General features: G+C 73.5%; 15 protein-coding genes. 1 reads left to right on the top strand and 14 read right to left on the bottom strand.

The window, feature by feature from the left end; translation table 11 throughout:
• Window positions 1–30 precede the first annotated feature (30 nt).
• Window positions 31–387 carry a PepSY domain-containing protein gene (locus tag EDD30_RS34630; RefSeq protein WP_071806624.1) on the top strand — a complete coding sequence of 119 codons (357 nt, stop codon included), beginning with the start codon at window positions 31–33 and terminating at the stop codon, window positions 385–387.
• Here the strand turns inward: EDD30_RS34630 and EDD30_RS34625 are convergent.
• The 14 genes from EDD30_RS34625 to EDD30_RS34560 all read right to left on the bottom strand — a co-directional run bounded on the left by EDD30_RS34625 (window position 370) and on the right by EDD30_RS34560 (window position 23,287).
• Window positions 370–3,087 carry a fumarate reductase/succinate dehydrogenase flavoprotein subunit gene (locus tag EDD30_RS34625; protein WP_244945503.1) on the bottom strand — a complete coding sequence of 906 codons (2,718 nt, stop codon included), beginning with the start codon at window positions 3,085–3,087 and terminating at the stop codon, window positions 370–372. The two genes, EDD30_RS34630 and EDD30_RS34625, sit on opposite strands and share 18 nt — an antisense overlap.
• Window positions 3,084–3,911, bottom strand: coding sequence for an ABC transporter ATP-binding protein (locus EDD30_RS34620; RefSeq protein WP_123678679.1), 828 nt, complete (start codon window positions 3,909–3,911; stop codon window positions 3,084–3,086). Before EDD30_RS34620 ends, EDD30_RS34625 begins: the two co-directional genes overlap by 4 nt.
• Window positions 3,908–4,771, bottom strand: coding sequence for an ABC transporter permease (locus EDD30_RS34615; protein ID WP_084556192.1), 864 nt, complete (start codon window positions 4,769–4,771; stop codon window positions 3,908–3,910). The genes EDD30_RS34620 and EDD30_RS34615 overlap by 4 nt, the downstream gene beginning before the upstream one ends.
• On the bottom strand, window positions 4,768–6,174 hold the full coding sequence (locus EDD30_RS34610; RefSeq protein ID WP_071803825.1) for an ABC transporter substrate-binding protein: 1,407 nt from the start codon (window positions 6,172–6,174) through the stop codon (window positions 4,768–4,770). The genes EDD30_RS34615 and EDD30_RS34610 overlap by 4 nt, the downstream gene beginning before the upstream one ends.
• Before the next feature lie 8 nt (window positions 6,175–6,182).
• Window positions 6,183–6,410, bottom strand: a complete 228-nt coding sequence (locus EDD30_RS34605) for a 4Fe-4S dicluster domain-containing protein (RefSeq protein WP_071803824.1) — start codon at window positions 6,408–6,410, stop codon at window positions 6,183–6,185.
• A gap of 70 nt (window positions 6,411–6,480) precedes the next feature.
• Window positions 6,481–7,263, bottom strand: a complete 783-nt coding sequence (locus EDD30_RS34600) for a GntR family transcriptional regulator (RefSeq protein WP_211277707.1) — start codon at window positions 7,261–7,263, stop codon at window positions 6,481–6,483.
• 268 nt (window positions 7,264–7,531) lie between these two features.
• Window positions 7,532–9,502 (bottom strand): amino acid adenylation domain-containing protein, encoded by a 1,971-nt coding sequence (locus EDD30_RS34595; RefSeq protein ID WP_071803822.1) that lies wholly within the window; start codon window positions 9,500–9,502, stop codon window positions 7,532–7,534.
• Complete coding sequence (locus EDD30_RS34590) at window positions 9,499–12,411, bottom strand: type I polyketide synthase (protein WP_071803821.1); 2,913 nt, start codon at window positions 12,409–12,411, stop codon at window positions 9,499–9,501. The genes EDD30_RS34595 and EDD30_RS34590 overlap by 4 nt, the downstream gene beginning before the upstream one ends.
• Window positions 12,408–15,809: a non-ribosomal peptide synthetase gene (locus tag EDD30_RS34585; RefSeq protein ID WP_071803820.1), complete on the bottom strand. Its 3,402-nt coding sequence runs from the start codon at window positions 15,807–15,809 to the stop codon at window positions 12,408–12,410. Before EDD30_RS34585 ends, EDD30_RS34590 begins: the two co-directional genes overlap by 4 nt.
• The gene (locus EDD30_RS34580; protein ID WP_071803819.1) at window positions 15,806–16,072 is read right to left on the bottom strand and encodes a phosphopantetheine-binding protein; all 267 of its coding nucleotides are present in this window, start codon (window positions 16,070–16,072) and stop codon (window positions 15,806–15,808) included. The genes EDD30_RS34585 and EDD30_RS34580 overlap by 4 nt, the downstream gene beginning before the upstream one ends.
• The gene (locus tag EDD30_RS34575; protein ID WP_071803818.1) at window positions 16,072–18,342 is read right to left on the bottom strand and encodes a beta-ketoacyl synthase N-terminal-like domain-containing protein; all 2,271 of its coding nucleotides are present in this window, start codon (window positions 18,340–18,342) and stop codon (window positions 16,072–16,074) included. Before EDD30_RS34575 ends, EDD30_RS34580 begins: the two co-directional genes overlap by 1 nt.
• Window positions 18,335–21,547, bottom strand: a complete 3,213-nt coding sequence (locus EDD30_RS34570; RefSeq protein WP_071803817.1) for a non-ribosomal peptide synthetase — start codon at window positions 21,545–21,547, stop codon at window positions 18,335–18,337. The genes EDD30_RS34575 and EDD30_RS34570 overlap by 8 nt, the downstream gene beginning before the upstream one ends.
• A 163-nt stretch (window positions 21,548–21,710) precedes the next feature.
• On the bottom strand, window positions 21,711–22,550 hold the full coding sequence (locus tag EDD30_RS34565; protein WP_071803816.1) for an aminoglycoside phosphotransferase family protein: 840 nt from the start codon (window positions 22,548–22,550) through the stop codon (window positions 21,711–21,713).
• Window positions 22,547–23,287 carry a response regulator gene (locus EDD30_RS34560; RefSeq protein WP_084556191.1) on the bottom strand — a complete coding sequence of 247 codons (741 nt, stop codon included), beginning with the start codon at window positions 23,285–23,287 and terminating at the stop codon, window positions 22,547–22,549. The genes EDD30_RS34565 and EDD30_RS34560 overlap by 4 nt, the downstream gene beginning before the upstream one ends.
• Between the last annotated feature and the right edge of the window lie 360 nt (window positions 23,288–23,647).

Below are 23,647 nucleotides of genomic sequence, written 5' to 3'. Positions count from 1 at the left end.
AGGGCACACGGAGCAGCAAAGGAGCAACCCATGCGTAAGGCCGTCATCACCACCGTCGCCGGGATCGCCCTCGTTCTCACGGCCGGGACAGCCGTCGCCAGCGCCAAGGACCGCGACGAGCGGCGCGTCACCGCTCCGGCTCCGGGCCGGCCGCCCTTCGACCTGGAGATCGACCCGGACCTCGACGCCCGGTTCGGGCCCCGCCGCGTCAACGCCACCCAGGCCGCCGCCATCGTCGAGGACGCCTTCCCCGGCGCCCGCGTCACGGAGGCCGAACTCGACGAGGAGGGCGGCGCACCCGTCTGGGAGGTGAAGTTCGAGCGCTCCGGCCGGGAGGGCGAGGTCGACGTCGACGCCACGACCGGAGCGCTACTGACCGACGACTGACCGATCGGCGGCGGTGCCGGCCGCCAGGGCACGGCGGGCATAGGCGCGGACGTCGGCGTCCGGGTCGGTCGACGCGGACCGCAGGACGGTGGCCACCTCGGGGCGGTACGCCCACCCGGCCAGAGATCGGACGGCTGAGCGCCGCACGTCGAGGTTCGGGTCGCGGGCAGCCCCGGTCAGCGCCGGTACGGCGACGTCCGGGTCGGCACCGCCGAGCGCCGTCGCCGCTCCCACCCGCACCTGCCACGACGGGTCCGCCATCGCGTCCAGCGCCACGGCGAGCAGGTCACCGTGGCAACCGATCTGCCTGGCGGCCTGCAGTGCGGCGGCCCGGACCAGCGGATCGGCGTCGGTGCAGAGCCGCCGCAGCACCGGAGCCCCGTGCGGGTCCGCGACCGTGCCGACGCCGTGCGCCACCGCGACGCGTACCTCCCGTGCCGGGTCGGCCGCCGCGGCCGCGAGTCCTGAGACGTCGTCGCGCCGCACCAGGCCGCGGACGGCCTGCAGGCGTACGCCGGCGTCGGCGTCGGCGACCGCGCCGCGGAAGTCGTCGGCGCGGCCGACCCCGGTCGTCCGCTGCAGTTCCACGACCACCTGGCGCACGAGCGGGTCCGCGCTCGCCCCGGCGGCACGCAGGCGCATCGCCAGGGCCACCGACCCGGGCAGGACGTCCGCCAGCTCGCGCAGGCCGGCCGCCGCGGCGGCGCGGACGTCCGCATGCGAGTCATGCAGCCCGTCGACGAGGGCGTCGCCGACGCCCTCGGGTGCCGCCTCGGTCAGGATCGCGACCGCGGTACGGCGCACATCCGGCTCGGGATCGCCGAGGAAGGGCCGGAACGCCGCGAGCGTCGACTCGCGGTCGGCCAGGGCGAGCACCGCCACGATCCGGTCGGCGGCGGGCCCGCTCGCCCGCTCGGCCGGACGGGTCTCGGCGCGGCCGGGCGCCGCCGTGCCGAACCGGTGGACCTCCGCGACGACGCTCTCCCCCGGCGCCTGCGGGGGCCGGAGGTCGTCGACCGGGACGAGGTACTCGGGCACCGGCCGCTTCACGAACTCCATGCCGCCGTCCGCGCGGCGCCGCAGGTCGAGGTGGTAGAACCACTCGCCGTCGTCGCGTCCGGGATGGTCGGTGCGGTCGTGGTACAGACCCCAGCGGCTCTCGGTGCGCACGAGGGACGCCCGTGCCGCCATCTCGGCGCAGTCGCGGATGAACGTCACCTCCGCGCACCGCATCAACTCGTGCGGCGTACGAGCGCCCATGCCGGCGATCTCCGCGGTCATGCGCTGGAACGTCTCGACCGCGATCTCCAGGTTGGCCGCGGACTTCGGTGGGGCCACGTAGTCGTTGACGAACCGGCGCAGCTTGTACTCCACCTGCGGCTGCGGCGGGCCGTCCGGGTTGCCCAGCGGACGGTAGACCAGCTCGTGCGCGTCCGCGATCTGGTCGGCGGGCAGTTCCCCGGTGGCGCGGTGGTGGGTGGCGGCGTGGGTGCCGGCCAGATCGCCGAAGACGAAGGCGCCGATCATGTAGTTGTGTGGCACGCATGCCAGGTCTCCGGCGGCGTAGAGTCCGGGAACCGTCGTGGCGCCGTTCTCGTCCACCCGGACGCCGGACGCGGAGTGTCCGCCGCAGAGGCCGATCTCGGAGATGTGCATCTCCACGTCGTGGGTCCGGTAATCGTGGCCGCGGCCGGCGTGGAAGGTGCCGCGGGTCGGCCGCTCGGTGGTGTGCAGGATTCCTTCGAGCTGCCCGATCGACTCCTCCGGCAGGTGGCTCAGCTTGAGGTAGATCGGGCCGCGGTCGGATTCCAGCTCGCGCGCCACCTCGGCCATCATCTGCCCGGACCAGTAGTCGCAGTCGACGAAGCGTTCACCGCGGTTGTTGACCTGGTAGCCGCCGAAGGGGTTCGCCACGTACGCGCAGGCGGGACCGTTGTAGTCCTTGATCAGCGGGTTGATCTGGAAGCACTCGATGCCGGAGAGCTCGGCTCCGGCGTGGTAGGCCATCGCGTACCCGTCGCCGGCGTTGGTCGGGTTCTCGTACGTGCCGTAGAGGTAGCCGCTGGCCGGCAGCCCCAGCCGGCCGCAGGCGCCGGTCGCCAGGATCACCGCGCCGGCGGCCACGGTGACGAACTCGCCGCTGCGGGTGTCGAAGCCGGCCGCGCCGACGGCCCGTCCGCCGCTGGTCAGCACCCGTACGGGCATCACCCGGTTCTCGATCTGGATCTTCTCGCGGTATTCGCGGGTGCGCAGGATCCGGTAGAGCACCTTCTTCACGTCGCGCCCCTCCGGCATGGGCAGCACGTACCGGCCGGAGCGGTGCACCTGCCGTACGGCGTACCCGCCGTACTCGTCCTTCTCGAACTTCACGCCGTAGCGCTCCAGGCGCTGGACCATGGCGAAGCCGCGCGTGGCGGTCTGCATGACCGTGCGCTGGTCGACGATGCCGTCGTTCGCGCGGGTGATCTCGCGGACGTAGTCCTCGGGGGTGGCCTTGCCGGGGATGACGGCGTTGTTGACGCCGTCCATGCCCATGGCCAGCGCCCCGGAATGCCGCACGTGCGCCTTCTCCAGCAGCAGGACGCGGGCGCCGCGTTCGGCCGCCGACAGCGCGGCCATGGTTCCCGCGGTGCCGCCGCCGATGACGAGGACGTCGCAGGCGAGTTCGCGGCGGTCGGTGGGGGCGGGAGCGTGCATCATCCGGTCCTGTCCTCGGGGATTCTCTCGGGTTCTCCGCCGCGGGGATACTCGGCGCCGAGCGCGGCGAGGATCGTGGAGCGGGCGGTCCGCGTCACCGGCGTGCCGCGGGTGGCGAGGTCGCGCGGTTGCGGAACGTCGACGACGGTCCGTACGCCCTCGGGACCGAGCACGGCGACCCGGTCCCCGATGACCAGCGCCTCATCGACGTCGTGGGTGACGAACACGACGGTGGCCTCGGTGGCGCGCAGGACGTCGACGAGCAGCCGCTGCATCGCGGCGCGGGTCTGCGCGTCGAGCGCGCCGAACGGTTCGTCCATGAGGATCGCCCGAGGCCCGCCCGCGAGCGTACGGGCGAGCTGGACCCGCTGCCGCATGCCGCCGGAGAGCTGGGCCGGCAGCCGGTGTTCCTGCCCGGCGAGGCCGACCCGGGCCAGCCAGTGGCGGGCCTGCTCCCGCCGCTCGGCCCGGGGCACCCTGCGGATGGACAGCGGCAGCTCGACGTTGCGGTGCGCACTGCGCCAGGGCAGCAGCGCATCGTCCTGGAAGACCAGCGCGCGGTCGGGCGACGGCCCCCGGATGGCGGTTCCGTCGGCGGTGAGGCTGCCGCCGGTGACCGGTTGCAGCCCCGCGAACGTGCGCAGCAGAGTGGACTTGCCGCAGCCGGACGCGCCGGCCACCACCAGGATCTCCCCCGGGGCCACGGCGAGCGTGAGGTCCCGCAGGACGGGCTCGGCGCCGTACCCGAGGCTGACGCCCTCGGCCCGCAACCGCAGGCCGGTGCGCCGGGCCGGGCCGGTGAGCGTGGTGTCGCCGGTGAGCGTCATCGTCCGGCCTGCGCCTGGCGGGCGGGCAGCCATCGGGTCACGCGCCGGCCGAGCAGTTCCACCGCCGCGGCGGTGGTCCAGCCGAGCACGCCGATGGTGACCATGCCGACGAGAACGGCCGGATAGTCCACGATGGTGTAGGCATGCCAGGTCCGGTAACCGACGCCGAAGTCTCCGGAGATCATCTCGGCGGAGATCACGCAGATCCAGGACACCCCGATGCCGACCGACAGCCCGCCGAGGACGCCCGGCAGCGCGCCGGGCAGCACGACGCTCGCCAGGACGCGCCAGCGGCCGCCGCCCATCGTCCGGACGGCGTCCTCCCACACCGTCGGAAGGGCGCGCACGGCGTGCCGGGTGCTGACGAGGATGGGGAAGAACGCGGCGGTGAAGGTGATGAACACGATGCCCTGCTCGTTGCGGGGAAAGAGCAGGATCGCGATCGGCACGAGGGCGATCGCGGGTATCGGGCGCACCACCTCGAACAGCGGCTCGAGCACGTCGGACAGCAGCCACGAGCGGGCGACCGCGACGCCGGCGGCCACGCCCGCGACGGCGGCGAGGGCAAACCCGGTCAGGATGCGGACCAGGCTCTGCGCGATGTCCTGGTAGTACACCGGATCGCCGGCGACGTGGGCGAAGTGCTCGCCCACGGCCAACGGCGTGGGCAGCCGGTCGAAGCGGACGCCCACGGTGACGTCGGCCGTGGTGAGCCACTGCCACGCCACCAGTGCGGCGACGAGCGACCCGATCCGGATGGCCCAGCGCAGCGGGGACGGCCGTCGCACGACGCGCCGCGGCGACGGGGTCACGGGTTCGTCCGTACGGGCGGCGGGGGCCGCCGTGGAGAGGGCGGTCACGAGGCCTGCACCGCCTCGGCGTACGGCACCACGGTCGCCCCGGCGTGTGCCGCGACGTACCGCTGGGCCGCGGCCCTGCCGGCGAACGGGCGGAACGCGGCGCCGTCGCGGACCCACGTGCTCTTGTCGGCGAACCACCGGGTGCCCGTGCCGGCGTCCGGCACGTAGGCGGCCCTGACCTGCTGCCCCGCGGCCCGGGCCGCCTTCACGGCGCGCAGCAGGCAGGTCGGATCGGCCGCGGCCCGGGTACGGTCACCCACCCACAGCTCACCGGCCAGCGCCGGGTCGGCGACGGGGCGACGGCGCACCGGGTCGGTGCCGGTGAGGGCAGCCTTGTTGGCGGTGCCCGCGGCGTCGGCGTCGTACCCGGTGCCGTAGACCTCGCGGATGAGGCTGTCGTCGACGAAAGCGCCGAGGTCGATCTGCTGCAGGACCCCGATGGACTTGAGGAACGGCACGTCCTGCTCGAGCGCGGCGCGCAGGGGCGCCTTGATGGTCGGGTCGAAGGTGGCGATGCCGTTGGCGCCGTTGTAGAGGTAGACCACCTCGGGCGGCAGCCCGGTCTGCTGCGCGACGATGCTCGCGGCATCCAGCGGCCGGCTCCAGAGGAACCGGTTGGCGTCGATCTGGGCCCGCAGGAAGGCTTTCACGACGTCGCGGTGGTCGGCGGCGTACTGCTCCCGGACGACGGTGCCGTGCAGCGTCGGCACCCCGAGCTCGCCGCCGTCGTAGAGCACCTCGGCGTTGCCCTGGTGCACGAGGAGTCCGGGCCAGGCGACGAACTGCGACAGCGCGGCGACGTTGCCGGACTGCAGCGCGGACGCGCCGACCGGCGGCTGCTGGTTCTCGACCCTGACGTCTTTCTCCGGGTCCAGCCCGCTCCTGCGCAGCGCCTGGACGAGCAGCCCGTGGCCGGCCGAGCCGGAACTGGCCGAGACGACCTTGCCCTTGAGGTCGGCGAGCGTACGGACCGGCGAGTCCGGCGCCACCACGACCGTGTTCAGCGCGCCCCGCAGGTTGTAGCCGGTGGTGGCGACCAGCTTGGTGCGCGTGCCGGCCGATTGTTGGCCGCGGGCACCGTTGATCAGCAGCGGGTAGTCGCCCATCGAGCCGATGTCGATCTTTCCGGCCATCATCTGCGCCGTGATCGGTGCGCCGGTGTCGTAGTCCTGCCACGTCACGGCGTACTTCTTGCCCGTGTGCCGGCCCAGCTCCTCCAGCCGGGTCTCGAAGTAGCCCTGGGCCCGCAGCAGCGTCCCCGCGGTCACCGTGTTGATGGTCTTCGACTGGTAGCCGACCACGACAGGTTCCGCGTCGCTCTCGTGGGCCTGGCCGGCGACGGTGCAACCGGCCAGTCCGGTGACCAGGGCGATCAGCAGGGAAGCGGAACGTGGTCTCTTCATGGGTGACCTCACCGGATCAGGAACGGCATATTGACCGTCACGGCATTGCTGGGGCAGCGGGCGGCGCAGGGGCCGCAGTACCAGCACTCGTCGACGTGCATGTACGCCTTGCCGCTCTGCGGGTCGATCGCGAGCGAGTCGAGCGGGCACATGTCGACGCACAGGGTGCAGCCGTCGATGCAAAGGCTCTCGTCGATCGTCACGGGGACGTCGACGCGCTGGTTGACCAAGGGCATGGAGGTCTCCTCGTCGGGCAGCGTCGGACGGACGCCGGGAGACCGGCGCCGTGAGGGGAGGCGGGCGACTTCAGCCGGCGATCACGCGGGGCAGCGGCGAGCCGCGCTGCAACTGGCCGTGCATGGTGAGCCGGTCACCGCGGAACCGGATCCACTCCAGGTCGACCGGGCGGCCGTCGGCGAGGCGGGTCAGCCGCTCCACCATGAGCAGCGCCGCGCCCGCCGGGGAGTCCAGCAGCGCCGCGGAGTGCGGGTCGGCGTTGACCGCCTCGAAGGAGACGTCCGCGGTGCCGAGCGGCTGTCGCGCCAGCCGCTCGATCAGGACGAAGATGTCCTGCCCGGCGAGGTCCGCGGCGAGCAGCGGCTCACCGATGTCCCGCGGCAGGTAGGTGAGGTCCAGCGACAGGGGTACGCCGTCGAGCCGGCGCAGCCGTTCCAGATACACCCCGGGCTCGTCGCCGGGAACCGCGAGGCGCTGCGCCACGGGAGCGGGCGGCCGGACGAGCGCGGCGGTCCGGACCTCGTTGGTGATCTGTCCCTGGGCGTGCATCGTCTCGCCAAGGCCCATGAGGCGGTGCAGGCCGTGCGCGTACTTCTCGGTGAGCACCGTCGTGCCGATGCCCGGGCACCGCTCGACCAGACCTTCGGCGGCGAGCAGCGCCAGCGCCTCCCGGACCGTGTTGCGCGACACGTCGAAGTCCCGGCAGAGCTGAGGCTCCCGCGGCAGATGACCTCCGGGAAAGGCGCCGGCCAGCACCTCGTGCCGCAGCACGTCGGCGACCTGACGGGCCCGGTCGGCACGTCGCCGCCGGGCCCGGTCCAGGCTGCCGGCGGCTCCCGGGTCCAGTCTCATCGTCGTCTCCCTTGCCTTCTCAGCGCTGCGGGAAACCATATGAGACTTATGGGAGATGGGGAAGATGACGTCGCCTGCGCCGCCACACCACTCGCAGACAGGCACCGCTAGCTGGGAAAACGCCGGCGTTCACGGACATTGCGCCACCTCGGCGGTCCGCATGCTGGTACGCCGCCGCCTGCGGGTCACCCTTTGCGCACTCATCCGCCGGAACGGGAAGGGAGCCGCTCCGCACACCTAGCTCGGCACGAGGTGGGCGGAGCGGCGATCACCGCGCGACGCGCCGTCGGACTCGGGCCGGTGGGGCCGGCAGGGCGCGCCGGTCGACCTTGCCGTTAGGCGTGGCGGGCAGCGCGGGCAGGGCCACGTACCGCAGCGGCACCATGTAGTCGGGCAACTGCCCGGACACGAAGGCGCGCCACGCGGGTTCGGTCATCGCCTGCGGATCCGCGTCGCGCTCGGCCACGACGTACGCCACCAGGGTCGCCGCGGCGCCCAGATCGTCGCGCAGCAGCACGACGCTGTTGGCGACGTGCGGATGGGTGTTGAGCACCGACTCGATCTCGCCGAGCTCCACCCGCTGCCCGCGGATCTTCACCTGCGTGTCGATGCGCCCGACGTAGTTCAGGTGCCCCTCCGGCGACCACCAGGCCAGGTCGCCGGTGCGGTACACCCGCTGCGGCCGGCCCGCGACGTCCACCTCGACGAACCGCTCCGCGCTCAGGTCGGGGCGCCCGGCGTACCCGCGGGCCAGGCAGTCTCCGCCCAGGACCAGTTCGCCGCGCAGGCCGAGCGGAGCGAGCCCGCCGCGCTCGTCCAGGACGTACGCGGCCACGTTCGTGATCGGCCGGCCGATGGGAACGGTGTCGTCCGGCTCGGGCCGGCGGCAGGGCCAGGCGGTGACGTCGATGGCGGCCTCGGTGGGCCCGTACAGGTTGTGGACCTCGACCTGCGGCAGCGTGGCAGTCAGCTTGTTGACCAGCTTCGGCGGCAGGGCCTCCCCGCTGCAGATCACCCGACGCAGGCCGGTGCACCGCTGCAGGCCGGGCTCCTCGACGAACAGCGCGAGCATCGACGGCACGAAGTGCAGCGTGGTCACCGCCTCGCGTTCGACGACGCCGACCAGTTCCTGCGGGTCGCGGTGCGCCCGGACCTCGGCCGTGACCAGCGTCGCGCCGGTCATGAACGGCCACAGCAGCTCCCACACCGACACGTCGAACGTGTACGGCGTCTTCTGCAGCACCACGTCGCCGGGGCCGATGCGGAACTCGTCCTGCATCCACACCAGCCTGTTGGCCAGCGACAGATGCGTCATCTGCACGCCCTTGGGCGCCCCGGTCGAACCGGAGGTGAAGATGACGTACGACAGCCCCTCCGCCACCTCCTCCGGCGCCCGGTAGCCGCGCCAGTCGACCGGCGAGGCGCGCGGCTCACCGCCCGACAGCGGCCGCACGGGCAGGCTCGATTCGCCGCCGGAGCCCAGCGCCTCATATCCCGCGTCGTCGGCCAGCACGAGCACGGCCTGCGCCGTGCGGAGCATGAGATCCAGCCGGGGACGCGGATGAGACGGGTCGAGCGGCAGGTACGCCGCGCCGGCCAGCAGGATGCCGAGCACCGCGACCACCATCTCGGGGCTGCGCTCGGTGCACAGGCCGACCACCGACCCGGGTCCCACGCCCTCGGCGCGCAGCCGCCCGGCCAGCGCCGCCGCCTCGTCCAGAAACTCGCGGTAGGTGCGATCCCGCCCGCCGCCGCGCAGCGCGACGGCGTCCGGGGTGAGGTGAGCCTGGCGGCAGATCGTCTCGTGTACGGGCGTGCGCGGCACGGGGACCGGCGCGGGGTTGAAGCCGAGCAGCGTCTTGCGCTCCACCGGGCCGACCAGTTCGGCCTCGCGTACCGGCCGGTCCGGATGGGCGGCGAGCCAGGCCTGCAGGGTGTCCAGGCGCTCCTGAAGATGCACGGGATCGCCGTGATGCCGGACGAACCAGAGCGGGACCCCACCCACGGCCGCCGACGTCGCGTCGCCCGCGGGCCCGGCCAGCACCACGTCCGCCCCGGCGGTGCCCGGCGGGAGGTCACGTGCCTGCTCGCGTACCCGGGCAAGGGTGTCGTCCGGGCCGATGCGCAGCAACAGGTCGCCCTGCGGGCCCTGCACCGCGACCGAGGTCGCGTCCGAGAGGCGGTGGCAGAGCACCGCCGCCACCGCCGCCGCCCGCGCCAGATCGTCACGGCCGGTCATGGCGTCACCAGAGCGGCCAGCGTGCGCGGCGTGGGGTCGTTGGCGAGCTCGTCCACCGGGATCTGCACCCCGAACCTGCGCCGCACCTGGGTGATCATGCGGATGAACTGCAGCGACTCGCCGCCGAGCGCGAAGAAGTTCGCCTCCGGCCCGATCTCGGGGGTGCCGAGCATCCTGCTCCACAGGTCGATGATTTCTCTCACCTTCTCGTCCTCGCCGGTGGCCGCGGGTGGCGGCGCGGGGTCCGCCGCGGCTTCCGCGGGCGCAGCGTCGAGCCAGTGCCGGGTCCGGGTGAACGGGTACGTGGGCAGCGCGATCCGCCGCGCCCCGTTCTCGCCGCGCACGGCCGCCCAGTCCACGGCCGCGCCGGCGGTCCACAGCCCGCCGAGCCCGTTGAGCACGTCACCCGCGCCGGAGCGGGCCGACGGCCGGGGCTGCAGGGCGAGTCCCGGCACCGACCGGCCCTCCGGCGCCTGCCGGGCCAGGCCGGTGAGCGAGGCGCCGGGCCCGACCTCGACCAGGACCGGGTCGGGCAGGCCCAGCGCGGTCAGCAGCGCGTCGTGGTAGCGCACCGGGCTGCGCAGTTGCGCGGACCAGTAGCCCTCGGACCGGGTGCTTCCCCGGCCGAGCAACTCGCCGTCGAGGCTGCTGACCACGGGAATGCTCCGGGGCTGCTGCGCGATGCGCTCCGCCTCGGCGGCGAGCAGCCGGGCCGCGTCGGCCATCATGCGCGAATGGAAAGCGCGCTGTGCGGGCAGCGCGCGGCTGCGCACCTCGGCCGCGTCCAGCCGCTCCCGGAAGACGGCGAGCTGTGCCACCGGCCCGGCCACCACGGTGGACTCGGGGGCGTTGTGCGCGGCCAGGTCGAGATCGTCCAGGCCGGTGAGATGCGCCGCGACGGTGGACAGCGGCGCGAGCACGGCCAGCATGCCGCCCTCGGGGGCGTCCTGCATCAGCGCGCCGCGGGTCGCCACCAGGCGCAGCATGTCGTCGGCGGCCATCTCGCCGGCCAGCGCCGCGGCCGCGAACTCGCCGACCGAGTGGCCGATCAGCGCCGCCGGGCGTACACCCCAGGACATCAGCAGCCGGCCGAGCGCGAGCTCGTGCAGCGCCAGCGCGGGCTGGGTGACGTCGGTGCGGTGCACGATCCCCTCGGGGTCCGTACCGACCAGCACGTCGCGCAGGTCCCACCGCAGGACCGGCTCCAGCAGCCGCGCCCCGTGGTCGAGGTCGTCGCGGAAGGACGGATAGCGGTCGTAGAGATCCCGCGACATCGCGGGAACCTCCGCGCCCTGGCCCGGGAACAGGAACACCACGCTCGGCCGGCGTGCCGCCTCGCGGACCGGCGCCCTGCGCAGCCGGGCCAGCACCGTGGGCAGGTCCGTCGCGGCGACCGCGAGCCGGTGCGGGAAGTGCCGCCGGTAGGCCTGCGACGTCAGCGCGACGTCACCGACGGCCAGGTCGGGGCGCTGCCGTAGATGGTCGCTCCACCGCTCGGCGGCCTCGCGGACCACCTCCGGGCTGCGCCCGGACAGCACGATCAGCTCGGCGCGACCGCCGGCCGCGGGCGGGCCGGGCACGGCCACCGCGTCGGCCTCCTCCAGCACCACGTGGGCGTTCGTGCCGCCCAGCCCGAACGAGCTCACGCCGGCCCGCCGTGGCCCGCCGGTGCTGTCCCACCGCCGCGCCACACTGTCCACGGTGAACGGGGTCGATCCGTCGAGCAGCTCGGGGCGGGCCTGCTTGAGGCCGGCCAGCGGCGGGATCTGCCGCAAGTGCAGGGCCAGCGCGGCCTTGATCAGGGCGGTGACGCCGGCGGCGGCGTCGAGATGGCCGACGTTGGCCTTGACCGACCCGATCGAGCAGAGCCCACCGGCGGCGGAGAACTCCTGCAAGTCCGTTACATGAGCGCCGCGGCGGAACACCTCGGTCAGCGCCGAGAGCTCGATCGCGTCGCCGACCTCGGTGGCGGTGCCGTGCGCCTCGAGGTAGCCGACCGTCGCCGGATCGACGCCCGCGGCGGCGTACGCGCGCTCCAGCACGTCGACCTGTCCGGCGATGCCGGGCGCGGTGTAGCCGACCTTCATGCCCCCGTCGTTGTTCACCGCCGACCCCTTGATCAGGGCGTACACGGTGTCCCCGTCCCGGCGGGCGTCCTCGGCCCGCTTGAGCGCCACCATGGCGACACCGTTGCCGGGGACCGTCCCGTTGGCCGAGGCGTCGAAGGGCCGGCAGGCGCCGTCGGGCGACATGATGCCCTTCGTCTCGTAGAGGTATCCCTCCTGCTGTGGCACGGCCACGCAGGCCCCGCCGGCGAGCGCGACATCCGCGTCGCCGGTGCGCAGGCTCTGGCAGGCTAGATGCACCGCCACCAGCGATGTCGAGCAGGCGGTCTGCACGGTGACCGCGGGACCGCCGAGGTTCAGCCGGTACGCGATCTTCGTGGCCAGATGGTCCTTCTCATTGCCCAGCACCACCGACAGCAGCCCCTGGGTGTCCACCAGGTCGGGCCGGGTGAACACGTGGTGCAGCGCGTAGTAGTTGAACCCGGCCCCGGCGAACACGCCGACCCGGCCGAAGGGCCGGTCGGTGGCCAGCCCGGCGGATTCGAGCGCGGCCCACGCCGTCTGCATCAGCAGCCGGTGCTGCGGATCCATGATCTCGGCGTCGCGGGGGGTGATGCCGAAGAAGGCGGCGTCGAACAGCTCCAGGTCGGCCAGCACGCCGCGTGCCGGCACGTACGCCGGGTCGTCGAGCCGGTCCGCGCGCACACCCGCGGCCAGCAGTTCGCCGCGGGTCAGCTCGCTGACGGTGATGCGCCCGGCGACCACGTGGGACCAGAACTCCCCGACGTCGGCGGCGCCGGGGAACCGGCCCGCCATGCCTACGATCGCGATGTCGCCGTTCATGACGCGCCCACTCCTGTGATCTGTGCGTGAAGATGCCCGGCCAGCGTCTGCACGGTCGGGAACCGGTAGAGGTCGGTCAGCGGGATGGTCCGCTCCAGCCGTTTCTGCAGCAGCCGGCGCACGATCGCCAGCCGCAGCGAGTCCCCGCCGACCTCGAAGAACGTCTCGTCGACGTCGAAGTCGTCGGTGCCGAGCGCCTGGATCCAGGCTTCGGTCACGACCGCCTCGAGCCCGGCCGGCGACGCCGCACCCCGAGCGGGAACCGGCGCCGACCGCGTCGCCTGCGGCGCCTCGATCAGCGAGCTCAGGGCCCGCAGGTCCACCTTGCCGTTGCGGTCCAGCGGGAACTCGACCACGGTCACCCAGTGCTGCGGACGCGCGTACGGGCTCAGCTCGGCCTCCACCGCCCGGCGTACCTCGGCCACGGCCACGCCGCCGGGCGCGGGTTTGAGCGCGGCGCACAGGCGCAGGCCCGTCGCCGGGTCCCCGGTGGTGAACACCACCGCGTCCCGCACCCCGGGCTGCGCCCGCAGCCGGCGCTCCACGTCGACCGGCTCCACCCGGTGCCCGGCGATCTTCACCTGGCGGTCGTTGCGGCCGAGGAAGCGCAACTGTCCGTCCGCACCCCAGCGCACCAGGTCCCCGGTACGGTACCGGCGCTCGCCCAGGCCCGGGTGCCGGACGAACGACATGTCCGTGCGCGCGGGATCGTCGAGGTAGCCGTCGGCGAGCCCGGTACCCGACGTCTGCAGCTCACCGATCGCGCCGGGCGGGACGAGACGCCCGGCCGGGTCGACGACGTGCAGGCCGGTGCCGTGCACCGCCGTACCGATCGGCAGCGGGTCCGGGGTCGCCTCGGCGTGGTCGACCGAGTACGTCGTGGTGAAGGTGGTGTTCTCGGTGGGGCCGTAGCCGTTGGTGACCCGCAGACCCGGGCAGGCCCGCAGCACCCGGCGCACGTGCGCCGAAGAGACCACGCCGCCGCCGGTGAAGAGTTGCCGCAGCCCGGCGAACGCATCCGGACGGTGGTCGGCGACCACGTGGAAGACGCCCGAGGTGAGCCAGGCGTGGGTGATCCCGCCGGTGCACAGGAACTCGGCCAGGGCGCTCGGCGCCGGCTCCGCGGGCGGGAACACCGCGACCGAGTCGCCGTTCGCCAGCGGCACCAGCAGCTCCAGCGTGGATGCGTCGAAGGCCAGTGGGGACAGCCGCATCATCCGCAGGCCCGCCCGCTCCGCGAACATCTGCGGGTCGTCGGCCAGCCGGAGTACCGCGCGGTGCGGCACCACCACGCCCTTGGGCACCCCGGTCGAGCCCGAGGTGAAGGAGACGTACGCGGCTCGCGCCGGGTCGGCCTGGGCCGGCTTGACCGAGCCGTCCTCCACCCGCGGCGGCGCGTGCAGGTCGGCCAGGGCGCAGTCGGCCGCGCCCGCGAACTCGGCAGCGGGCGCGCCGGCGCCGAGCCGGGCCCGCGGCGCGACGGCCGCGGCCACCTGCGAGCGCCACTCGCCGGTGGCGTGCTGGTCGACCGCGACGTAGTGCGCGCCCAGCCGCAGCACGCCCAGAACCGCGACGGCCTCGGCGGCCGAGCGCGGCATCTGGAGGATGACCGCGTCGCCGGCGCGGACGCCGTGCTCGTGCAGCAACCGCGACTGCTCGACGGCGTAGTCGTACAGCTCCCGGTAGGTCAGGGTCTGCCCGGCGTGCGCGTCGACCAGCGCGATCCGCTCGCCGGCCGACTCCGCGTGCGCCGCGAACCGGCTCCACAGGTCGTCGGCGGTGTCGTGCTCCCCACCCGCGCCCAGTTCTCGCAGCCGGGCGCGCTGGTTCGCCGAGCACGTGGTGACCCCGCGCAGGGCCGCTTCCGGGCGGGCGGCCAGCTCCAGCACCGCCGCCTGAAACGACTCGGCCAGCTCCCCCGCGTCGCCCGCGGTCAGCGCCGAAGTCGCGTATTCGAGGGCGAACCGGGGCCGCTCCGACCAGGACTGCAGGTACAGCAGCGCGTCGAACACGGCGCCGTGGCAGTGGCCCTCGTGCACCCTCCAGGCCCGGCCACCCGCGACCAACTCGTCGGGCACCAGCTCGTGGTGCGCGGCGAAGCCGAGCTGCGCCAGCGGGTTGCGGGCCGGGTCGGCGGCGACGCCGAGCCCGGAGACGATTCGTTCGAACGGCAGGTCGGCGTCGGCGACCGCCTCGGCCAGCGCCGCGGCGATGCCGCGGACGTAGTCGCGCCCGCTGAGCTCGTCGCCCGCGGCGCAGCGCACCGGCACCACCCGCGTGCACAGACCCACGATGGCGTCCATGCCCGCCTCGAAGCGGCCCGCCGCAGGCACCCCGAGCACCAGGTCGGTCAGGCCGGCGCGGCGGCCGGCGGCCAGCGCCCACGCCGCCATGGCCACCGACGTCACCGTCACCCGGCAGCGCCGGGCCAGCTCGGTGGCGGCCCGTGCCGCCGCCGGGTCCAGGTGGAAGTGCAGACGCGCGCCGCGGCCGTCGGCCTCGACGACCGGGGGCAGGTCGGTGGGCAGCGTCACCGTCCGCGGCGCGCCGTCCAGCCGGGCCGCGACCCGGGCCAGCGCGGCGTCCAGCGCTCCGGATGCCTCGACCGCGGCGAGCCGGGTGCCGCCCCAGTCGGGCGACGGCGCGGCGGCGGTCGCCGGCCCACCGGCATAGCGCGCCGCGAACTCGCGAGCGAGCACGCCGACGCTCCAGCCGTCGCTGAGCGTGTGGTGCACCAGCATGGTGAGCAGATCGCGCGCGCCGCAACGGGTCAGCACGAACACGACCGGCGGCTGCTCGAACGGGCGCAGCAGGTCGGCGGCGGTGCGACCGTACAGCTCGTGCACGGTACGCACCGCGTCGTCGCCGCCCGGCAGGCTCTGGTGCAGCAGCCGCGGCTCGTACGGCGCGGGCAGCACGATCCGAGCCTGCCGCGGCTCGCGGACGAACATGGTGCGCAGCGACTCGTGCCGGGTCGCCAGCTCCCGCAGCACCGACCGGACCCGGGCGGCGTCGAGCGGACCCTCCGCCTCCAGCGTGAACATCAGGTGGTACGGCGCATCCTGGCCGAGCACGTGCGCGGCCAGCATCGAGCGCTGGCCGGGCAGCAGCTCCAGCTCCGCGGGCCGCGGCGCGTCGATCGGCGGTGCCGTGTCGGCATAGTCGACGGCGGTGGCCAGCGCCTGCGCCAGAGGCAGCGCCGACAACAGCCGGGCGCTGTCCACATGGGCGCGCAGCTCGCGCTGGCCCAGCGACACCAGGGTGATGGCCTGCAGCGAGGTGCCGCCCAGCCCGACGAAGGACTCGGTGCCCGCCGCCTGCCTCAACTGTTCGCGCGCGAGACCGAGCACCCGCGCGACCAGCGGTGTCCAGGTGTCGAGGTCGGGGGCGGCGCTCACACGGTCTCCTCGATCGGCTTGTCCGCCGGCAACTGGCTCGCGATCTCGCGCAGGTCGGCGAAGCGGGGGTTCTCCAGCACGTGGCCGAACATCACCGCCAGATTGAGCTCCTGGCGGATCAGGGTGCTCAGCCGCAGGGCGCTGAGCGAGTGCCCGCCGAGGTCGAAGAAGTCGTCCTCGTCGTCGACCTCGTCGACGCCGAGAACCTCCATCCAGAGCTCCTCGAGCTGGGTCACCCAGGTCCGGTCTTGTACGTCGCTCATCAGTGGTGCCTCTCTGTGTCCAGGTGGGCCGCGGGGGCGTCCAGGTAGTGCCGGGTCGCCGCGAAGGGGTAGGTGGGGGCGGGCAGCCGGCGCCGGCCGCTGTCGTGCACGGGGTCCCAGGCGCCGGCGACGCCCCACTGCCACAGCGCGCCGACGGTCGCCAGCAGGCGGGCGTGCCGGTCGGTGGGCAACGTGGGCTGGTCCGCGCCGAGATGCGGGGTGACCTGTGTGCCGATCTCGATCCAGAGCACCTGAAGGCCGGGAGGCGCCGCCGGCGCGGGCGGGTCGGCCGCCTGTGCCTGCCAGAACCCGAGGTCGCCGTACTCGGCGGCGGTCAGCGGCTCCCCGCTGCCGATGTGGACGGGCAGCTCGACAGGGCCGAGGCGGATCCCGTCCACGCCGGCGCCGCAGATCAGGTCCAGTGCGTCCCCGAGGGACATGACTCCGGCCACGACTGCGACGGCCAGCGCGCCGGCGCCGGTGCCGGCCACGGCACGCGGGCTGACGCCCCGGCTGCGCAGCGACTGCGCCAGGCCGGCGCAGGCCAGCAGCCGGGTACAGCGCTCCCGGACGGCCTCGTCGAGGTCACGGCCGCGCAATCGCGCCATGCCCTCGTCGACGATCGTGCGGTAGACCGGGTCGGCGTCGTAGTTCGGCCGGTTGCCGGTCAACTCGCCCGCCCCGCTGAGGTGGAACGCCACACCGCGCGAACGCGCCTTGGCGTCGGCCTGCCGGACCGTCGCGGGCGAGCCGTGCGGTCCGGTCAGGAACGCGGCCCGCCAGGGCAGCTCGGCCCGGCCGGTGCGCAGGGTGTACGCGACGTCGGCCAGCTCGCCGGGAGCCGTCCCGGCCACGAAGGCCGCGGTCCGCTCCAGGCTCTCCTGCGCCGCCGCGGTGGTCTTGGCGGAGACCAGGACCAGCTCGGTGACGTGGCGGCGGGGCCGCGGCCGGGCGGCCGGGGCCTCCTCCAGCACGACGTGGGCGTTGGTCCCGCCGATGCCGAAGGCGCTCACCCCGGCCCGGCGTACGCCGTCGATCGGCGTCCAGGGCCGGGGCCGCGTCGGCAGCTCGAACACCGACCCCTCCCGCCTGACGGCCGGATTGGGCGTGCTCAGGTGGGCGATCGGCGGGATGGTGCGGTGCCGCAGCGCGAGCACCGTCTTGATCAGGCCGACGACCCCGGCGGCGGTGTCGAGATGCCCGACGACCGACTTGACCGCGCCCAGCGCGCACGGCGCCCGGCCGTCCCGGCCGGTGTCGAACACCTGCCGCAGCGCGGCGACCTCGATCGGGTCGCCGAGCGCGGTACCGGTGCCGTGCGTCTCGATCAGGCCGATGGTGTCCGGGTCGACGTCGGCCACACCCAGCGCCGCCGAGATCACCGCCGCCTGGCCGGTCGGGCCGGGTGCGGTGAAGCCGGCCTTGCGGGAGCCGTCGTTGTTGACGGCGGAACCGCGGATCACCGCGTGCACGGTGTCGCCGTCGCGCAGCGCGTCCTCGAGCCGCTTGAGCACCACCATGCCCGCGCCGTCGCCGGGCACGGTGCCGTCGGCGGCCGCGTCGAAGGCCCGGCACCGGCCGTCGGCGGAGAAGATCCCGCCGGGCTCGTGCACGTGCCCGCGCCGCGTCGGCGGGGCCACGGTGGCGGCCCCGGCCAGCGCGACGTCCGCGTCGTAGGTCAGCAGCGCCTGCGTCGCCGCGTGCACCGCCACCAGCGAGGTCGAGCACGCGGTTTGCACGGTCAGAGCCGGACCCTGCAGATTGAGCTTGTACGCGATCCGCGTGCCCGCGAAGTCCTTGTCGCTGCCGATGATCAGTTGCAGGCCTCCCGCCGCCTCGACCACGCGCGTGTTGGGCCACACGTTGTCGAGCAGGTAGACGTTCAGGCCGGTGCCGACGTACACCCCGATGCGGTTGCCGTCGACGGCGACCGGCGGGTAGCCGGCATGTTCCAGCGCGGCCCAGGCGCACTCCAGCAGGATCCGCTGCTGCGGGTCCATCAGCGCGCTGTCCGACGGCGAGTAGCCGAAGAGCCGGTGGTCGAAGCAGCCGGCGTCGCGCAGCACCGCGCGGGCGGGCACGAAGTGCGGATGCTCCACCAGGTCCTTGGGCACACCCCAGCCGCTGAGCTGCTGCGGGGTGAAGAAGCTGACCGCGTCCGTGCCGGTCACGACGTGCTGCCAGAACAGGTCCAGGTCGCGCTCGGCGCCGGGGACGCGGATCGCCATCCCGACCACCGCCACGGCGGCGCTGTCGTCGAGCTCAGCCACGGCCGCCCCCGATCCTGCGGCGCCGGTCGGCGAGCCGGGCGCTACCCCGGCGGCGCTGCGCCGTCCGCGGGTCGGCGACCGCCGGGGCCGTCTGCTGCAGGTACGCGGCACAGCCGGCGACCGTCCCGACGCGGAACAGGTCCGTCACGCTCACCTCCAGGCCCTCCTCGGCCAGCCGCTGCTGGAGCACGATCAGGGCGAAGCTGTGGCCGCCGAGGTCGAAGAAGTTGTCGTGCAGTCCGATGTCGGCGCGCGCGAGCACCTCGCTCCAGCAGGCGCGGATGCGCTCCTCGAGGCCGGTGCCGGAGGTGACCTGCCGGTCGGCCGCGGGCGCGGCGGCGGTCCGCGCGGCGCGGCTGTCGGCCAGCAGCCGGGCGGTGTCCACCTTGCCGTGCGCGGTGAGCGGGATCGTGGCGACGGTCAGGATCTTCGACGGCACCATGTACGCCGGCAACGTCGCCCGCACGTACGCCCGCAGCTCGCGTTCGGCGTCCGGCCCGAGCGCACCGGCGACGAAGGCGGCCAGCTCGTCGTCCTCGGCGGTGACGGCGCAGGAGTGCACCGACGGATGGGCCAGGAACGCGCCCTCGACCTCGGCGCACTCCACGCGATAGCCGCGCAACTGCACCTGGGTGTCGTTGCGGCCGAGGTAGACCAGGTCGCCGTCGGTGCCCCACTTGACCACGTCGCCGGTCTTGTACATGTGGCCCCGCCCGTACGGGTCGGGCAGGAAGCGCGCGCTGGTCAGCTCCGGGTTGCCGACGTAGCCGTGCGCGACGAGCACTCCGCCGCAGTACAACTCGCCCGGTACGTTGAACCCGACCGGCTGCAGGTCCTCGTCGAGGACGTAGCAGCGTCCCGATGGCAGGGGCACGCCGACGTTGCCCTCCTTGACCCGGACGAGGTCCGCGGCGGGTGCCTGGTGGATCGTGACGTGGATGGTGCCCTCGGTGATGCCGTACATGTTGACGAACACCGCGCGCAGGCCCGGCGCGCCGGAAACCAACGCGGCGACCCGCGACCAGCTCAGCGCCTCGCCGCCGAGGACGAAGTAGCGGATGCTGGAGACCTCGTCCGGGTCCAGCAGCCGCAGGTACGGCGGCAGCAGCCGGTAGAGCGCACCCGGCGTCTGGAACACCACCGTGACGGCCTCCCGGTGCACGAGGGCGGCCAGCCGCTGCCGGTCCACCAGGTCGGTCTGGTCGGCGATGACCAGCCGGCCGCCGGTGGTCAGCGCGCCCCACATCTCCCACACCGAGGCGTCGAACGAGAACGAGCTCGCGGCGAGCCACACGTCCTCGTCGGTGAGGTCCAGGCCGGCCGGGGTGGGGGTGTTCAAGGCGTTCAGACCACCGTGCCCGACGATGACTCCCTTGGGCACGCCGGTGGAGCCGGAGGTGTAGATGATGTACGCCTGGTCCCGCGGCCCGGGATACCTCTCGGCGACCACGGACCCGCCGTCGAGGGAGTGCGCGTCGGCGAGGCGGACGTCCCGGCCCTCGGCGAGCCTCCCGGCCAGGTCGGCCGTTCCGCACTCCACCAGCATGATCGGCATACGGGCGCTCGCGGTGATCAGCTCCAGCCGTTGCTGCGGATACTCCGGGTCCAACGGCACGTAGACGCCCCCGAGCTTCCACACGCCCAGGATCGCCGCGACGATCGCGGGCGAGCGGTGCAGCAGCAGCCCGACCCGGTCCCCCGGGCGCACCCCGCGGTCGGCGAGGCCCGCCGCGATGCGCCCGGACCACCGGTCGAGCTCGGCGTAGGTCACGTCCACGTCCCGGTGGCGCACCGCCACCGCGTCCGGGGTACGCGCCACGTGCGCGGCGAACCGGCGCAGCACCGATGGGTGGTCGACCGGTTCCTCCGCGACCGGCGGGTTCACCCCGAAGGTCAGCCGCAGCCGCTCCGCCTCGTCCACCATGGATGGCTCCGCACCGGGCGCGTCCGCCACCGACCGCAGAAAGGTGAGGAAGTGCCGGAGCAAGGTCGCCACGGTGTCGGCGGTGAACAGCTCCGTGCTGTACTCGGCGCGCACGAACGGCACGCCGGTGGATACGTCGAGGGTGAGTCCGAGGTCGAACTTCGTCACGTCGATCTCGACGTCGACCTCGGTCAGCTTCAGCCCGTCGAGCTCCGGGAACTCGAACGGGAAGTTCTGCACCGTGAGCGAGGTCTGGAACAGCGGCGCGTGGCTGAGCTGCCGCTCCCCCACGGTGGCCTGCACGATCTGCTCGAACGGCACGTCCTGGTGGGCGAACGCCGCCATGCTGGTCCGGCGGGCCCGCTCGACCGACTCGGCGAAGCCCGGCCTGCCGGACAGGTCGAGCCGGATCGGCAGGGTGTTGACCAGGCAGCCGACGATGCGTTCCTCCGCCTCGTCCATCCGGTTGGCCACCGGCACGCCGATCACCACCTCGTCCTGGCGCGCGTACCGCGACAACACCGAGGCGTACGCCGCCAGCGTCACCGCGAACAGCGTCGCGCCGCGGGACCTGGCCCAGGCGGTGAGCCGCTCGACCAGCTCGGGGTCGATCGCGTGCCGCAGCACCGCGCCGCGGGCACTCAGCACGCTGGGCCGCGGGAAGTCGGTGGGCAACGCGAGCTGGGGCGCGTCGCGCAGGGTGGCGCGCCAGAACTCCAGCCCGGAGCCGTCCCGCTCCCAGTCCTCGCGCTGCAGCCGGGCGTAGGCCAGATAGGACTCGGCGGTCTCGGCGGATCCGTCCGAGGCGTTGTACTCGGCCGCCAGGTCCCGCAGCAGCAGGCCCACCGACCAGCCGTCGCAGGCGATGTGGTGCACCAGTACGGCCAGCGTGTGCTCGTCCGGACCCCAGGAACGCAGGAAGGCGCGCAGCACCGGGCCGTCATCGAGCGAGAACGGCCGGCGGGCCTGCTCGGCGACCAGGGTGCGCAGGAAGGCCTCCTGGGTGTCCCGGTCTGCCCAGTCGCCCTGCCGGACGTCGATGTCCGCGAGCGGGGTCGGCGAGACGCGCTGGGTGAGGACGCCGTCGACCAGGGTGAACGTGGTGCGCAGCGCGTCGTGCCGGGCGACGACGCGGGTCAGCGCCCGGCTCAGCGCGTCGGGCCGCAGCGCGCCGTGAAGATGCACCGCGAACGCCACCACGTACGCGGGGTTGCCGGGCTGGAGCTGGTTGAGGAAGTAGAAGCGTTCTTGAGCGAACGACGCACGACCGGTACGAACCATGTCTGGATCCTGGCCGCCGCGACGTCCCGCCCGGCAGAGAGCTCGCACCCACTCGACCAGGGAAATCCTCCCGGTCGCGGGGCCGACACCGCGGTATCTGGCCGGACACGACGGTGCCCCGGCCCGACAGATGAACCGTCGGACCGGGGCCGGTCGGGTGTGCCTAGTACTCGCCGCGCCCGAAAGCCGCCAGCTCCGCGGAGTGCCCCGGGTTGCTGACGTAGGTCGCCCCGATCGGGGCGGTCACGCGGCACCACTTGTCGAGCCGCTCGACGTCGATGCCGGCCGCGGCGGCCAGCTCGTCGCGCCGGCGCAGCATCTCCGCACGGTCCAGACCCTCGAGCACGTAGTCGACCGCGTCGAAGCACGGATCGCCGGCGCAGGCCATCGGGTCGATGGCCACCAGGCCCTTGGCGCCGCCGCTGAGCACGTTGCCCAGGTGCAGGTCGCCGTGGAGCAGGACGGTGTCGGTGGGCCCCGCGAACAGCTCGTCGCGCAACCGCGTCGACCCGGTCAGCTCGGCGCCGCGCCGGCCTGCCGAGTGGAACAGCACGTCGATCCAGTCCGACAACTTCCTCGGCGCGGCGGCCGGGTCACCCGCCGCATGCAGGTCGGTGAGGAAGCCGGCGTACTCGGCCGGCGACGGCGGCACGGGCATCTTCTCGACCAGCGTGCCGGGGTGGATCGCCTCCAGCAGCACCGCGCCCTTGACGGCCGCCAGCACCGCCGGCACCCGGGCACTGGGGGCGAACTGCCGCAGCATGTCCACCTCCTCACGCACGGCGTACCTGTCCGGGGAGAGCTTGAGCACCGCGTCGCCCAAGGGGCCGCGGCAGCCGAACACCACCGACGAGTTCCCGGACTTGAGCTGCTCCTTCAGGTCCAGCTCCCATTGTTCGACGAGTTCGTCGAGCCGTTGCGGCAGCGTGGCCACCCACCGGTGCACCGCCTTGCCGAACCGCGGCTCCAGCCGGCTCGCGGTCGCTTCCAGGTCGAGGGTCATCCGACGACCACCCGTTGCCGGGTCACGGAGCCGTGGTACCCGAGTGCCGGGCCGCCCCCGGGCCGCCCCATCCTGGCCCTGCGGACGACCTCGATCGCCTCGAACCGGTCGGACACGTGCAGCTTGCTGAAGATGGTCGAGATGTGGTTGCTGACCGTCTTCGGCGAGAGGTTCAACCGCGTCGCGATCGCGGCATTGCGCAGGCCCGAGGCGATCAGCTCCAGCACCTCCCGCTCCCGTGCCGTCAGCTCCGGATAGAGCTGCTGGTTGCGCGGCTCCCGGCAGAGCTGCCCGATCAACTGGTCGGCGACCGTGGGCCCGAGGATGACCTCGCCGGTGGCGACGCCCCGGATCGTCCGGACGATGCCGTCGCCCGGGCAGCTCTTCAGCACGTAACCCCGCGCCCCGGCCCGCATGGCCGCGAAGACCGTCCCCTCGTCCTCGACCGCGGTGAAGATCAGCACCGCGGTCGACGGTGACATGCGGGCTATCTCCTGGAGGGTCACTCCCATCTGGACCCCCGGCATGTCGACGTCGAGCACGAGCACGTCCGGACGCAGCTCCGCCGCCGCCTTCATCGCCTCGCGCGCGGTCGCCACCTCGGCGACCACGGTGACCTCGGCCGAGGACAGCATGGCGCACAATCCCCTGCGTACCACCGGCTGAGCGTCAGCCAGCACGACCGTCACGGCGCCCGGTTTTGCCCCGTCCGTGACACTCCCCGGGTCCCTCCTCATCGTATGAGCCAGTCCCGAGGCCGGGCTAAAGCTGACCATTAAAGAACCTCACCCCCGTCCTCACGGCCGCGGTCCCCGCTCTGCGGGCGCACCGCGGACCTGCCGATCTCCATCGGCGTGAACTTCGAAATTATGGTCGCCAGAACAGCACACGAACGCCGGCGAACAAACGGCGCGTCAACCTTCCGACGCATTCCAGATGATCAATAGAAGTACGGGCGGAACGCCCTCGCTCGGCAGGTTAGACGAGAAGTCCACAGCGGATCAAGAGCGTGAATGCCCGCTTACATGCAAGTGGACGACGGGCATACGCACTGGTCATTACCACAGGCTTTCCCGGATGTCCACGGTGCCTGGCCC

The organism is Couchioplanes caeruleus, assembly GCF_003751945.1.
Taxonomy (GTDB): domain Bacteria; phylum Actinomycetota; class Actinomycetes; order Mycobacteriales; family Micromonosporaceae; genus Actinoplanes; species Actinoplanes caeruleus.
Note: the sequence above shows the minus strand (reverse complement) of the source record. Positions and strands in the feature narration are given on the sequence as shown.